Below are 13,639 nucleotides of genomic sequence, written 5' to 3' on the forward strand. Positions count from 1 at the left end.
CGCGGACCCTGCACATGGCTAATTACCCGAACTCACCCCAGGCAATTACTCGTGCAGACGCAACTCAAAACTTGCGGCTCATAACGATCTGCGAGCGGTAGCTGTCGAACTTGGCCTCGTGAATCCAGTCGTCACCTTGGGGCGGCTTGGCTACCAGGTAGGCATCGGCGGAATGAACTTGAGCCGGCCGGCGCGGCACTCACAGGTTTGCCCACCTGATCGAGTCTGGGTCGGCGGTATATATTAGCTAGACGGAACATAACGTGATTCTAATGGAAGGCGGCAACAAATGTTGCTGATCCGCGTTGCGCTTGATCTGAAGGCCAGCCAGGGAGGAAATCAAAATGGCCGAGGACAAGTGCAATAGAGGTTCTGGGGCGGAAACCGCGCGTCGCGGGTGACGAAAAATATGAGTTCTGCTATTTCGCCACTAAGTTCGGCCTCTCAATACCGCAGGATCCGTGACCTTTTGGCAAGCACGGTAATGGTCGCGAGACCCTGTGTCGGGAGGCTGGGAGGCTCGGAACGCCGTGACTCAAAAAAAGAACGATTCTCGAACAATGACCAACCTTTCACAACTAGGGCCGCCCATTACAGGCAAGCTACATAGCGAAGAGGTCGAGCATGAGAGCGATCATTTCTATCTGGGTTCGACGGGCGGCAAAGTTGTAGATGCTCGGGACCTGCGGCAGGTCATCTGGCACGACCAGCCGAGGCACGAGTCGCTGGAACTCAATTCCTGATCTAGTCAAAAGGGGCCGCGATGTTCGGCAAAGACCTCTTGGTTCGCATGCTCGACCGCCGCGACACCCTGCCGCCAGACGAGATCGCGCTTATTGAGGCTCTTCCGGTCCGGCCGGTAACTTTCAGACCCGATGAGGAGGTCGTTAGGGAGGGTTCCCGCCCGGCCGAAAGCTGTCTTGTCGCGAATGGTTTCGCAGTTCGAAACCAGGCTATTCGGGATAAGCGTCAAATAACGGCAATTCACGTGCCGGGAGACTTTGTCGATCTGCATAGTTTACTGCTAAAAGTGATGGATCACAGCGTGAGCGCCCTGGGCTCGTGCGATGTAGTTTTCATTCGACACAAAGACCTGCTCGCAGCAATGGGTGAAAGTCCACATCTCACCCGGATGCTCTGGCTTTCAACCACTATCGATGCCTCGATCCAACGAACTTGGATAACCTGCCTCGGGCGTCGCTCCGCCAAACAGCATCTCGCACATGTAATTTGCGAGTTGTATGTCCGCTTAGAAATAGTTGGATTGGCCTCTGACCAGACGTTCGCGATTCCACTGACGCAAGCGGAATTGGGCGACGTGCTTGGGTTATCAGCAGTTCACGTGAATCGGACGCTACAGGAACTTCGAGCGAACGACCTGCTTAGCTGGAAAGACAGGAGGATTGTTATCCTGGATTTCCAGCGATTGGCGTTGCTGGCCGACTTTGATGCGACCTACCTAAATCTCTTTCATGAACCGCGGTGACCGCCTCGGCCGGGACGCGCCAGCGCGCCAATGCGGCATCAAGATTTCTTGCCAATTAAACAATGTGAATGAGCCCTCGCTCCGGATCGATTACTGCTTGGTTCAATAGGCACAGATGACGACCAAGAAGGATTGCACATGCGTGACCTCGAAAACCTCATCGAACAGTATGTAAATATTCGGAGGCGGCGCCATAGTTTCATATCGACGGGGCTCGCCGTTAAGGCGCTCAAACAGATTGTTCCGGCATGTTCGATCTCTGATTCCGACCTAGCGAACATGATTGCTGACCGTGCAATAGACTACAACCTTCCGGTGCGCTTTGATCTTAATGCGAGCTAGGCGTGGTGCTTCATTATACTAGCCTGACCATAAGCGCTTGAAGCACATGCGCAGAGGCGCGGACCAATGTCCGCACGGCCGCCTGGGTCCGCGTCTTGGCACACCGCGTGTGCGAACTTCCCAAAGAAAGTTCACCAAGCTCACCGGTTAGTGCGATGTTGCTAATTTAGCTTGAAGTGATGGAACCTGTTTGCCGCAGGCAAGTTCGTTAGGCAGTGGAGGAGATTGCCACCATGAACAGTGTCATTTATCTCATCGGCCTTGTCGTTGTCGTGCTTGCGATCCTCTCCTTCCTCGGATTCCATTAGGAGATACCATGCAGCGCGAAGACGATCAGGGCCGTAAGCCGGCCGATTTCGAAACAGCCAAAAGCGAACTGTCCGAACGGTTCCAGCAGGAAACGCAGACCGCGACAGAGGCGCTACATGACGCTCGCGATGAACTCACCAGGAAGGCGGGCGATTACGCTTCGGAAGCGAAGCAGGAATTATTCAACAAGGCCGAGGGAACACAGCGCGATATCAGCTCCAACCTAAAAGCTTTTAGCGGAGCGTTGCGAGCGGCAAGCGAGCATCTGGCCAATAATGATCAACGGACCGCTTCGAAGCTCACCCTTGATGCCGCCGGCGGACTTGAACGCCTTTCATCCTCGTTGAAGGACAAACCATTCGAAGATGTTCTTGGCGAGATGCGGTCGTTCGGCCGCGAAAACTCAGGGGCGCTGATCGCCGGTTCAGTATTGGCAGGCTTGGCGCTGGGACGGTTTATCAAGAGCTCGCCGCCCACTGCCCCGACCGAAACACAGACACGATCGCAAACAGGCGGGGGTTCAGAAACGGTTTCGAACTCGGATGAGAACGGAACGCGGTCGGCAGACGCATCTGAAGCGACGCCGCCCCGTTTCAACCAGCCAAGAGACGACAGGGCCGGCGATGACTTGGCCGGCGACGACTTGGCCGGCGACGACTGGGCTGGCGCAAGCCTGGAGCAGAACCCATGACCAACAATCAGGAAAGTCGCGGCCTCGCAACCCTCGTCAGCGATCTGGCACAGCAGGTCACAACCCTGCTTCAAACCGAAAGTAGGCTGTTGCGGGCCGAAATTTCGGAAAAAATTAGCAAGGCCGGCGCAGGCGCCGCCGAGGTTCTGGGCGGCGCGATATGCCTTCTCGCGGCCTTGATAGTGCTTTTGCAAGCACTCGTAATCGCCCTGGCGAGTGCCGGCTTGGGAGCGGGATGGTCCTCGCTGCTGGTCGGGATCGTCGTCGCGATACTGGGAATCATTCTCTTGCGCTCTGGCACGAAAAGCATGGCTCCTTCCGAGCTGACGCCCGATCGCACACAAGACCAACTCAAGCGCGACGCGCGCGTGATCAAGGATCAAATCAGATGAGCGACAAATCCGCAGCCGAGCTTGAACGCGATGCCGACATCGCCCGGGCGAAAGTAGCAGACACCGCCGATTCGATCCGCAGCAAGATGACACCGGGTCAATTGATCGACGAATTTACCGGAATGTTCGCCGGCGAAGGATCCGCCATGCTTGGCAACCTCAAGTCGCAAGTCAGGGACAACCCGTTGCCGCTGACGTTGATTGGAGCCGGCCTGGCCTGGCTGATGCTCGGCAACGGCACGTCAGCGTCTAGTTCAGCTGCCGCCGCTTATCGGACAGGAACGGCTCCTGACGCTTTCTCCGACCTGCGCGGCGATGAATTCAGCCAGGGCAACGAAGGGTCCGGAATCGGGGCGATGATCTCCGATACCGCCGGTTCGGTTACATCAGCTGCAAGCGGCGCGGCCGAAGCTGCAACAAATGCTGTGACGGGTGCCAAGGAGAGGATGACAACAACCGCCGGCCAGCTCGGCTCAAGCGCCAGCGAGATAGCGGCTCGGACGCGCCAATCGGCACAGGACCTCTTCGAGCGCGAACCGCTGGCTATCGCCGCAGTCGGCCTTGCGCTGGGCACTGCTATCGGGGTGATGCTGCCCCACACAGCCACAGAGGACGAGCAACTTGGCGCCTACCGCGACAAAATTCGCGACAGTGCGGAGGAGGTTCTCGAAACGGGCCTGGAGCAAGCAAAGCAAGTTGCCGCCGAGGCCTACGAAACGGTCAAGGAAGAGGCCGACCGGCAAGGCTCGGGTGGAGATGCCGAAACGCTAGCAGGCAAGGTCGGCAAAGTTCTGGAATCGACCGCAAAGCGAACCGAGGAAGCCATTCGCGATCGTTTGCCGGGGTCGTCGGACGAGTCTTCTACCACCTCATAGCGTCGCCACCAGCCTGAATGACGGGCGTGGTCCATAGGACGTCATCCGGCATCATCGCCGGTCGCAACCACACGATACCGGAAGTGATTGCGGATGTGGTCGTTGAAATAGCGGCCCTTGGCAAAGGCGGCTTTGAACGCGGCGAAGGTATCCGGCGGCACTTCCTCAAATTGGTAGCATTTACCGCTGGCCACGAACCACACCGAAAGGACTTTGCGCTCCGGATCGTATTCCGTTTTGCGTATCGAGGTGGACGGCATGACGGCGGCTCGATCAAAGGCATTCAACGATCGGAGAACCCGTCGAGTTCCTCGTTGGGAGGATTGGCGCAAGCTCAAGCGCGCGAACCGATCGAGACGATTGGCATCACGGATCGTCCATCAGTCTGCGCGGGGCGCGCGTGCTGGAGTCCCGCCAGAAGCCGACCGCGAAGCCGCAATCGCTCGGCTCACCGAACGGTAAACCAGCCCAGTAGCAATACAGTGGAACCTTTCAAAGCCGCATGCCTTGTCCCTTCTTCATGGAAGGAGATGCGAAATGAGCCTTGACATAGGAAAAGTCGCCATAGCCTTGCTTGGCCTACAAGAATAGGGACAAAATCGGCGAGTTAATCGCCGGTAGGAACTCGACAGATCCCAAAAGCGCTGGCTCCCCCGGCGGCCTCGGCGATATACTGGACCGTCTCAGGAATGCGGGTGCGGGCGATCAGGTTGATTCTTGGGTCGGCAAAGGATCAAATCGCCCCGTTCAGCGCGACCAGGTTGAGAAAGAGATCGACCCGCAAACGTTGAGCGATCTCGCGGAGCAAACGGGATTGTCCCGCGAGGAACTTCTCGATCGGCTCACAATAGAACTGCCCGACGCGGTGGACAAGCTTACTCCCGACGGCCAGATGCCTGTGAGCAACAGTCCAACTCTCCTCGACGAGATACCAGGAGCTAGTCGCACCTAGCGCGAAAAACGCCCGCGCCTCCGGGAGAGGTCGCGGGCTGATCGGAGGGGACAATCCGATCTCGCAGCATTTCTATGACCACAGAAATATTGCTGCAGGACGAGAACGTCCTGCCCGGTGCCAGTGTTCCACACGGAAACAAATGAGCCCGCCGCACTTGCAGGTGCGATGGTCGACCAAGCGTTCACCGAGCGACGGCTTTGATGACCGGCTACTCGCGACTATCGAAAGCCACGAACAGGCCCAGGGCAGCAGCGACTTCAACGATCGCCTCGATTAGATGGTCGTCGCATGCGGTCAAATCAGGGGCAGACTGCCGAACGTGGTTTAATGCGGCTTTGACCGAGACGGTTTCCCTCAGTCCGCCCTGTTGAGGATTGCGGCAATCGCCAGTGGAGAAGGTTGGATTTCAGGTCCTCTCCCTCCGCCAGAAATATAGCTATGTGCCTGGCTTTACTACTATTTTCGGTTCGATTGAGCTTAGTTCCTAACTCCGGCCAACGATGGACCCACTCATCCTTGCGGTCTTTCTCGCCGGCGCCCATACTTTTTGCTCCGGCTACCGGCTCAAAGTGATTATCTGGGATAGCTCGGCGGAGCCGAGACGCCACTGGAGTCCGACAGGCGGACCATTCTCAAACAGTGCTTCGTGTGCGTGCAGGGCTTCCTTCACGAAGTGCTTCCCTCCTCGCGTCGGGACCGAGATCGAATGCGTCGGAGTTCTCATCCTCGTCACCTTCCGACTTGTCGCTCTCAGGTCATGTCGAGACATAGCCTCTCTGCGCGGAAGGTAACTTACTGTATTGGAGAATTCGAAAGTCAGTCTCGATGTGAACCCTGCTTTTTCAGCAAGCCGAGCAAGAACTCGACGTCCGTCGAAGCAGCTATCCTCATCGAACCCTCTCGGCTGTTCTTCACCAGATCGAGCGCATTTTTGCGCGGCTGGGCAGGCTCGCGTTCAGCCTCGATCTTGCTTCCTGCTTCGCCGGAAAAATCACCGGCAATCACGTGGTCGATCGGATCGCACCGAGCCGGCGATCTTTGATCGACATAGCTGTCTTACCCAGCCAACCACGTAACTTACATTCCCCCACTGCCGTCCACGCGGTAACCTCACGTTCGTACGACAAGCGCTGGCGCGCGGCATTGCCGCGGCCTCGTCGACGGGCTCTTCGCATTCTTCGCGGTGCTGCTCCGAGCGCTCTGACGCGGAGGCAAAGATCTGGGCGGGATTACAACCGACTGACAACGGGAGAAGATCATGACCAAGAAACCATTCAACGGCGTCATCAAGCTCGATGTTCGTGATTCCAAACCGGATTGGGGGCCATTCACGCTGCCCAGGGCGCCGGAAGGATCCCCGAATGTTCTAATCGTCCTCTACGACGACACCGGTCTCGCGGCTTGGTCGCCCTTTGGAGGCGGCATCAACATGCCGACGCTCCAGAAGCTTGCCGACAACGGCCTGATGTATTCGCAGTGGCACACGACGGCGCTCTGCTCGCCGACCCGCTCGACATTCCTAACTGGGCGCAACCACCACCTCAACGGATGCTCTTGCATCACGGAAGGAGCGCAGGGCTTTCCAGGGTGGAGCGGCCGCCTCCCGGCGGAATGCGCGACGATCGGCCAGGTCCTTCAGGATGCCGGCTGGAGCACCTATTGGCTGGGCAAGAACCACAACGTGCCTGAGCAGGATATCGCCTCCGGCGCGAGCCGCTCCGAATGGCCGTTGCAGAAGGGCTTCGACCGCTACTACGGCTTCATCGGCGGCGAAACCAACCAGTGGTACCCTGACCTCATCGAGGACAACAAGTTCATCGACCAACCCTATGGACCCGAAGACGGCTATCACCTGTCCAAGGATCTGGTCGACCACGCATTGCATATGATCCGCGACCAGAAGGCCTCGAACCCGTCGAAGCCGTGGTTCATGTGGCTCTGCCCCGGCGCCAACCACGCGCCGCACCATGCGCCCGAGGAGTACATCGACAAATACAAGGGCAAGTTCGACGAAGGCTACGAGGCCTATCGGGAATGGGTGCTGCCGCGCATGATTGCGAAGGGCCTTTTACCTAAGGACACCAAGCTTACGCCGATCAACCCGCTGCCGGCGGACGTGGCCAATCCGGGCGACGCCGTGCGCCCGTGGGACTCGCTCAATGCCGAGGAGAAGAAGCTGTTCGCCCGCATGATGGAAGTCTATGCCGGTTTCTCGGAATACACGGACGCGCAGGTCGGCAGGCTGATCGACTATCTCGAGCAGAGCGGCCAGCTGGAGAACACGATCGTCTTCTACTGCTCCGACAATGGCGCCTCGGGCGAAGGCAGCCCAAGTGGCTCGGTCAATGAAAACAAGTTCTTCAACGGCTATCCAGACGAGTTGTCGGAGAACCTCAAGTATCTCAAGGTGCTGGGCAGCACCGACACATATGGCCATTATCCGACAGGTTGGGCAGCAGCAACGTCAACTCCATTCCAGATGTTCAAGCGCTACTCGGAATATGCCGGCGGCACCTGCTGCCCGATGGTGATCTCCTGGCCGAAGGGTATCAAAGCCAAGGGAGAGGTGCGCAACCAGTATCACCACTCGACCGACATCGTGCCGACGATCCTGGACGTTTGCGGACTGGAGATGCCCAAGACCTACCGGGGAGTCGAGCAGTACCCGCTCTCCGGCGTCTCGATGCGCTACAGCTTCAGCGCCAAGCCCGACGGCAAGACGACGAAAAAGCGTCAGTACTATGCCATGCTCGGCACCCGTGGCATGTGGGAGGACGGCTGGAAGGCCGCGGCTCTTCACGTGCCACTGACCGGCAAGGGTCATTTCGACAAGGACGAATGGGAACTCTACCACGTCGACGCGGACCGCTCCGAATCGACCAACCTTGCAAAGAAGCATCCCGAGAAACTCAAGGCGCTCATTGAAACCTGGTTCGACGAGGCCGAGAAGAACAAGGTGCTTCCGCTCGACGACCGCAGCGCGGCCGAGCTTCTCGGCGTAGAGCGACCGAGCGAGGAGCCTCCGCGCGAGCGCTACATCTACTATACCGGGACGTCGCCGGTGCCAGAGGGCGTCGCTGTCAACGTCCGTGGCCGATCCTACAAGATCCTCGCCGACGTCGAGATCGTCGACAAGGATTGTTCTGGCGTCATCTTCGCCCACGGCTCGCGCTTCGGCGGCCATGCGCTCTTCGTCAAGGACAGGAAGCTCCACTACGTCTACAATTTCCTCGGCATCAAGCCGGAGCAGGCGTTCGTGTCGGAGAGCGAGCTCAAGCCGGGCAAGTACACGCTCGGAATGGAGTTCATCCGCGACAAAGCCGGCAAGCACGGGGAGTCGCTCGGCAAGACGACGCTCTATGTCAATGAGAAGATCGAGGCGCAGGGTGACATGCGTACCCAACCGGGCAAGTTCACTCTGTCGGGGGATGGGCTCTGCGTCGGACGGGACAGCGGCGATGCGGTCAGCGAAGACTATAAGACCCCGGGGGAGTTCAAGGGAGGCAGTATCCTGTTCGTCGGCGTCACTGTCGAAAAGGGCCAGTACCTCGATCTGGAGAAGCTGGCGGCAGCGGCCTTCGCCGTCGACTGACGTTGACCGCGGGAAGGGAGGCCGAAGGAACCGTCCGGCGGCCTCTCCCTGCGCCTTCCGAGCCGATGAGATCGCGGGAGAAGGTCGATCGGACCAGGAATTGGACGAACGGAAATCAGATCAGCTTAAACTCTCGCTGGGATCGATGAACTAATTCCCCTGGAGCCGTAGAGCCAACCGGGAACATCTCGATGCTGATGAGCCGAGCTGTCGGGATCGGGAGCAGATGTGCGCATGCAAATGAACGAAGCTCTGCACGCAAACGAAGTACTGTTTGAGAATGGTCCGCCTGTCGGGCTCCAGCGACGTCTGGGCCTCGTCAGGGGTAGTCAACTGAATGTTGGCCGCCGGGCGATGATCGTCGGTGCGGTAGGCTGGGCGCCCCTTCTCGTTTTAGCCGGCATTCAAAATGTGACTATGCACACCGGCGGAATTACGCCGCTCCTTTGGGATGCGGGTATGCACGCGCGGTACCTGATCGCCGCACCACTACTCGTCTTGGCCGAAGCGCTGTGCGCACCAAGACTCAATGCGATCGTACGGCACTTTGCTGACGCCGGGCTTGTAACCAATCGGGACCGTGGGACATATGACGCTGCCGTCGCATCGACCCGAGCGCAGCTCAATTCGCGCGCCGCAGAAATTGTCGTAATCGCTCTGGCCTATCTCCTCATGTCTGCAGCGGCCTTTTCGCTGCCGTTCGATCAGGTTCCAGTTTGGCACAAGACCGGCGGCTCCGCGCCCGCCTTCTCGCCAGCCGGCTGGTGGCACGTGCTGGTGAGTCTTCCTTTGCTCCTGACCTTGCTCCTTGGCTGGACGTGGAGGCTTGCTCTGTGGGCGCATCTTCTGTGGCGGATCGCCCGGCTCGACCTCCGCCTCTTGGCATCCCATCCGGATGGCGCAGCGGGCCTTGCCGTGCTGGGATATTCTCTGCGGGCATTTTCCCTCTTAGCGATGGCGCTTGCCGCGATCGTTGCGGGCCGTTCGGCGAATATTGTCTTTGTCGACGGGGCGCTGCCGAGAGACCACACGATCTTCAGTGCCGGTCTCCTGGTGGTGGTCGGCGCCTTGTTCGCCGCGCCATTATTCTTTTTTACGCCGATGCTGATGAGGGCGTTGCAGCGCGGCTCATTCGAATACGGCGCTCTTGCCACCCAGGTCGGGGCGGCATTCGAAGAGAAATGGCTTGGGCGCGACAGACCTGTCGATAAGTCCGCGCTCGAGAAGCCAGACTTCTCGGCGACTACCGATTTGTACGCGATCGTCGCAAATGTCTACGCGCTGCGCTTGGTCCCGATCGACCTCAAAAGCATCGCCATGCTCGCCATCGCATTGCTGCTCCCGTTCGTTCCGGTCGTATTCCTGGCGCTACCCATGGCGGAAATCTTGGCAGGACTGAAGGGACTGCTTTTCTAGAGCTAGAATGACAATCGCGACCAGGGTGGATACGGATTCCGCATCTCAGCATCCAGATTCTCCTTGCCTTGCAATAGCTCCTGTCAGGTTGGCTGAGATGTCCCCACCTCGACCAAATCCCGCTCGAGGAAGTAGTTAAGGAACGTTCGGATCACGGCAATTGCCGCCAGTCGTCCAATGTCATCCCAGCCCGGTGCAATCGAAGTTTCAATAATATCGGCCGCGAGTTGGAAGGTCAGGCCGGCAACCAGCCAGCGTGCATAGCGCAGCCAGACAACGCGTCCCTCGGTTGCTCCCGAAGGGACTAACATCGTTCGAAGCGCGCCGAGGAATGCCTCGATTGTTCCGTATACGATTGCAATGAGGGCGATTGCATCGATAAGCAGGACGGCATACCCGGTAACGACGGCAAATGCCTGTTCCATCACTCCCCCGAGCGTGAACGAACGATGCAGCGCAAGCCGAGATGGCAGGTCGAAGTATCAACCGGCTGCGACATGCGCGCTGCAGGCCGATATCGCCGACAGTAATTGGGCGCGCATAGATAAGAGCCGCCCTTGGTTACCTTGCGTGGGATCGTGATCTCAGGGGTGTGCGGGTCAAAACTAGCTTCGCGCTGGCCGCCCCGCGGATTGTCGATCGTGCAGCATGGGCTCTCGATCCGCGAGTGCTCCTGATACCAATCCGTAGTCCACTGCCAGACATTGCCCGCCATATCGTGGAGCCCGAAGCCGTTGGCCGGGAACGAACCCACCGGAGCCGTCCACTCGTAGCCATCCTCGTTGCGATTTTCGTAGGGAAACTCGCCTTGCCAGGTATTGGCCAAATGCTTGCCGCCTGGCGTCAGTTCGTCACCCCAGACATATTCGGCGCCGTCGAGTCCACCGCGGGCTGCGAACTCCCATTCGGCTTCGGTCGGCAGCTCCTTGCCCGCCCATTTCGCATAGGCTTCGGCATCCTCGAACGCAACATGGACCACTGGGTGGTCGCCCAGCTTCTTGATGGAGCTCGCTGGGCCGCGCGGATGGCGCCAATTGGCGCCGCCTACATATACCCACCAGTTGTAGGAGTTCCGTATGTCGACCTTCTGAGCCGGCTTCTTGAACATGGAGGACGACGGCACCAGGAGTTCCGGTATCGCTCCGGGGTAGTCTGCGGGATCTGCCGGACGTTCAGCCAGCGTCACATAGCTGGTCTCTGCTACGAAACGCTCGAACTCGCGGTTGGTTACGGTATGGCGATCCATCCAGAAGCCACCCACCTTGACGCGGTGCGCCGGCGCCTCTTCCGGGTAATGCTCGTCCGAGCCCATCAAAAAAGTGCCACCGGGGATCCACAGCATGCCTTCGAAAGGCGGCACGCCGATGTGTCGGTCGCGCGTGGTCAGATCAACAGAGTCATTCACAACATAGCACCTTTTGTGTCGTCCCAGCTACCGAAGGCGATCATAGGCAACGCCATGGCGCTCTGTCATGGCGGTTAGCCACTCCTTCATCGCGTTCTCGCAAGTATATTTTTGTCAGTCCTAATCGCTCGGCAGTCAATGCCGGGTGGCGGGATGCCCGCCGCCCGGCCAACGGCGCTAGTGTCCGCCTCCGCCTGTGGCGGTCACCGCTTCCATCACATGGTCGAGATTGAAGCTTCCTGGCTTCTGGCGCGGCGGGAACTCGCGGAAACTCTGCAGCCATTGTCCCACGAAGGCGCCCGCGGGTGCGATCATAAACATGTGCTCGGCGAACCAGCGGCCATAGTCCATGCCGATCTGATGCGCGAGTTCAAAGGGGTCCATCCGTAGATTGGTCAACATCGGTGCACGCAGCGCCACGAAGGGCTCCTGCCAAACGTGCAGGCCGTGCGCGTCTTGCCGCAGGAAGGTAGCCTTCCAGTTGCCGTAACGCAGGGCGGCGACGCTGCCGTCATCGGTCCAATAGATGAACTCCTTGCGCGGCCATTTGGCCTCGCCCTTCAATGCGGGCATGAGGTTGTAGCCGTCGAGGTGGACCTTGTAGTCCCGGTCCATGGCCTTGTGACCTTTCAGGAGTTTCTCCTTGACGTCAGGCTCGCCAGCCGCGGCCAGGATGGTCGTGAGCATGTCCTCATGCGAACCGACATCGTTGATGACCGTGCCGGGTTCGATCACGCCGGGCCAGCGAATGGCGCACGGCACCCGATAGCCGCCTTCCCAATTGGTGTTCTTTTCACCCCGGAACATCGTCGTGCCACCGTCGGGCCAGGAGAAGGACTCCGAGCCGTTGTCGGTGGAGTACATTACAATGGTGTTCTCATCGAGACCCAGTTCCTTGAGCTTGGCCAGCATCTCGCCGACCTGACGGTCGTGCTCGACCATGCCATCGGCATAGATGCCGAGCCCCGTCCTTCCCTGCACCTCCTTCTTGAGGTGCGTGAAGATATGCATCTTGGTGGAATTCCACCAAAGGAAGAACGGCTTGTCCGCTTTTTTGGCGCGCTCCATAAAGTCGATCGCCTTGGCGGATACCTCTTCGTCGAAGGTCTCCATGCGTTTCTTGGTCAGCGGACCCGTGTCTGTGAGGCGGCCGTCGGCGAAGCTGTGAATGACGCCGCGCGGACCAAAGTTCTTCTTGAAATTCGGAAACTCCGATTCCTTCGGATAGTCGGGGTTTTCCGGCTCTTCCTCTGCATTCAGGTGGTAGAGGTTGCCGAAGAACTCGTCGAAACCGTGGTTCGAAGGCAACATCTCGTCACGGTCGCCGAGGTGGTTCTTGCCGAACTGCCCGGTCATGTAGCCGTGGTTCTTGAGCAGGCCGGCGATCGTCGGATCTTCCTTCTTCATGCCCTCGGGCGCTCCCGGCAGGCCGACCTTGGTGAGGCCGGAGCGGATGGGCGACTGCCCGGTGATAAATGCCGCACGACCTGCGGTGCAGCTCTGCTGCCCATACCAGTCGGTGAACAGCGCTCCCTCCTTGGCGATGCTGTCGATGTTGGGCGTCTTGTAGCCCATCATGCCCTGGTTGTAGGCGCTGACATTGAACTGGCCGATGTCGTCGCCCCAGATGATGAGAACGTTCGGTTTCTTGTCTGCCATTTTCGTCTCCTCCCTATGTTTTCGTATTGCCGCTCGGATGCTGCGCCATCCTTGGCTTCAGACCAACCGGAACAGCACGGCGATGAAAGTGAAAATGCCGATGAGCAACAGAACGATCGTGACGGCAAAGAGCGGCGTCTTGTGCGGGTCCTCGTCCACTCCGGCGAGCGGAGCGAACTGTTTGCTCCACAGATAACGAAGTAGCGATCGGTATTGCCACAGCGAGACAGCAAGCGCACCCACGCCGGCGAGGATGAGCGCAAGGCCGAGAACGCGCGGCGACTGCGGGCGCAGCGCCGGGGCGACGCCTTGCATGTCCTGAAAACGCTCGAAGAACTGGACGATCGTGAAGCCGAAGCCGATAAGCGAGACGGACGTTCGCACCCAAGACATCAGCGTGCGCTCGACGCTGAGACGCGTACGCAGCCAAGAGAAATGACTGTCCGATGTCACATGGACTTCAAATCTTGGCGGGTTCTCATCCGCGGGCTGGCTCACCATTCTGATCCCCTTGAAT

General features: G+C 58.9%; 14 protein-coding genes and 1 pseudogene. 9 read left to right on the forward strand and 6 right to left on the reverse strand.

All coding sequences use genetic code 11. The features are described 5' to 3' along the window. The first annotated feature begins 560 nt into the window (after positions 1-560). The 6 genes from CIT25_RS22680 to CIT25_RS22700 all read left to right on the forward strand — a co-directional run bounded on the left by CIT25_RS22680 (position 561) and on the right by CIT25_RS22700 (position 4,095). A complete protein-coding gene (locus tag CIT25_RS22680) occupies positions 561-743 on the forward strand; it encodes a hypothetical protein (protein ID WP_095486762.1) in 183 nt (60 codons plus the stop codon). Positions 744-763: 20 nt separating this feature from the next. Then, complete coding sequence (locus CIT25_RS22685; RefSeq protein ID WP_095486763.1) at positions 764-1,486, forward strand: Crp/Fnr family transcriptional regulator; 723 nt, start codon at positions 764-766, stop codon at positions 1,484-1,486. A gap of 138 nt (positions 1,487-1,624) precedes the next feature. After that, positions 1,625-1,828 carry a hypothetical protein gene (locus CIT25_RS36430; protein WP_127204572.1) on the forward strand — a complete coding sequence of 68 codons (204 nt, stop codon included), beginning with the start codon at positions 1,625-1,627 and terminating at the stop codon, positions 1,826-1,828. 316 nt (positions 1,829-2,144) lie between these two features. Beyond that, a complete protein-coding gene (locus tag CIT25_RS22690) occupies positions 2,145-2,828 on the forward strand; it encodes a hypothetical protein (RefSeq protein WP_206072982.1) in 684 nt (227 codons plus the stop codon). Beyond that, on the forward strand, positions 2,825-3,220 hold the full coding sequence (locus CIT25_RS22695) for a phage holin family protein (RefSeq protein WP_095486764.1): 396 nt from the start codon (positions 2,825-2,827) through the stop codon (positions 3,218-3,220). Before CIT25_RS22690 ends, CIT25_RS22695 begins: the two co-directional genes overlap by 4 nt. Continuing rightward, the gene (locus tag CIT25_RS22700) at positions 3,217-4,095 is read left to right on the forward strand and encodes a hypothetical protein (protein WP_095486765.1); all 879 of its coding nucleotides are present in this window, start codon (positions 3,217-3,219) and stop codon (positions 4,093-4,095) included. Before CIT25_RS22695 ends, CIT25_RS22700 begins: the two co-directional genes overlap by 4 nt. 41 nt (positions 4,096-4,136) lie before the next feature. On the opposite strand, the gene CIT25_RS22705 is transcribed toward CIT25_RS22700, so the two are convergent. After that, entirely contained in the window at positions 4,137-4,355 is a 219-nt protein-coding gene (locus CIT25_RS22705; protein ID WP_095486909.1) for a KTSC domain-containing protein, read from the reverse strand. Positions 4,356-4,669: 314 nt separating this feature from the next. Here CIT25_RS22705 and CIT25_RS22710 point away from each other — a divergent pair, with 314 nt between their 5' ends. Further along, entirely contained in the window at positions 4,670-5,047 is a 378-nt protein-coding gene (locus CIT25_RS22710; protein WP_245329950.1) for a YidB family protein, read from the forward strand. 819 nt (positions 5,048-5,866) lie between these two features. On the opposite strand, the gene CIT25_RS22715 is transcribed toward CIT25_RS22710, so the two are convergent. Continuing rightward, complete coding sequence (locus CIT25_RS22715; RefSeq protein WP_095486766.1) at positions 5,867-6,055, reverse strand: hypothetical protein; 189 nt, start codon at positions 6,053-6,055, stop codon at positions 5,867-5,869. A gap of 253 nt (positions 6,056-6,308) precedes the next feature. On the opposite strand from CIT25_RS22715, the gene CIT25_RS22720 reads away from it, so the two are divergent. Next, complete coding sequence (locus CIT25_RS22720) at positions 6,309-8,642, forward strand: arylsulfatase (RefSeq protein WP_095486767.1); 2,334 nt, start codon at positions 6,309-6,311, stop codon at positions 8,640-8,642. A 234-nt stretch (positions 8,643-8,876) separates the two neighbouring features. Then, on the forward strand, positions 8,877-10,058 hold the full coding sequence (locus CIT25_RS22725; protein ID WP_095486768.1) for a hypothetical protein: 1,182 nt from the start codon (positions 8,877-8,879) through the stop codon (positions 10,056-10,058). An 83-nt stretch (positions 10,059-10,141) separates the two neighbouring features. Here the strand turns inward: CIT25_RS22725 and CIT25_RS22730 are convergent, their stop codons facing one another. The 4 genes and pseudogenes from CIT25_RS22730 to CIT25_RS22745 all read right to left on the reverse strand — a co-directional run bounded on the left by CIT25_RS22730 (position 10,142) and on the right by CIT25_RS22745 (position 13,623). After that, on the reverse strand, positions 10,142-10,483 hold the full coding sequence (locus CIT25_RS22730) for a DUF1622 domain-containing protein (protein WP_095486769.1): 342 nt from the start codon (positions 10,481-10,483) through the stop codon (positions 10,142-10,144). After that, positions 10,483-11,400, reverse strand: coding sequence for a formylglycine-generating enzyme family protein (locus CIT25_RS22735; RefSeq protein ID WP_095486910.1), 918 nt, complete (start codon positions 11,398-11,400; stop codon positions 10,483-10,485). The genes CIT25_RS22730 and CIT25_RS22735 overlap by 1 nt, the downstream gene beginning before the upstream one ends. 240 nt (positions 11,401-11,640) lie before the next feature. Beyond that, positions 11,641-13,131, reverse strand: a pseudogene (locus tag CIT25_RS22740) (arylsulfatase); the annotation flags it as partial. 48 nt (positions 13,132-13,179) lie between these two features. Continuing rightward, a complete protein-coding gene (locus tag CIT25_RS22745) occupies positions 13,180-13,623 on the reverse strand; it encodes a YidH family protein (RefSeq protein ID WP_095486771.1) in 444 nt (147 codons plus the stop codon). Positions 13,624-13,639 lie beyond the last annotated feature (16 nt).

This window comes from Mesorhizobium mediterraneum (assembly GCF_002284565.1).
Lineage (GTDB): Bacteria > Pseudomonadota > Alphaproteobacteria > Rhizobiales > Rhizobiaceae > Mesorhizobium > Mesorhizobium mediterraneum.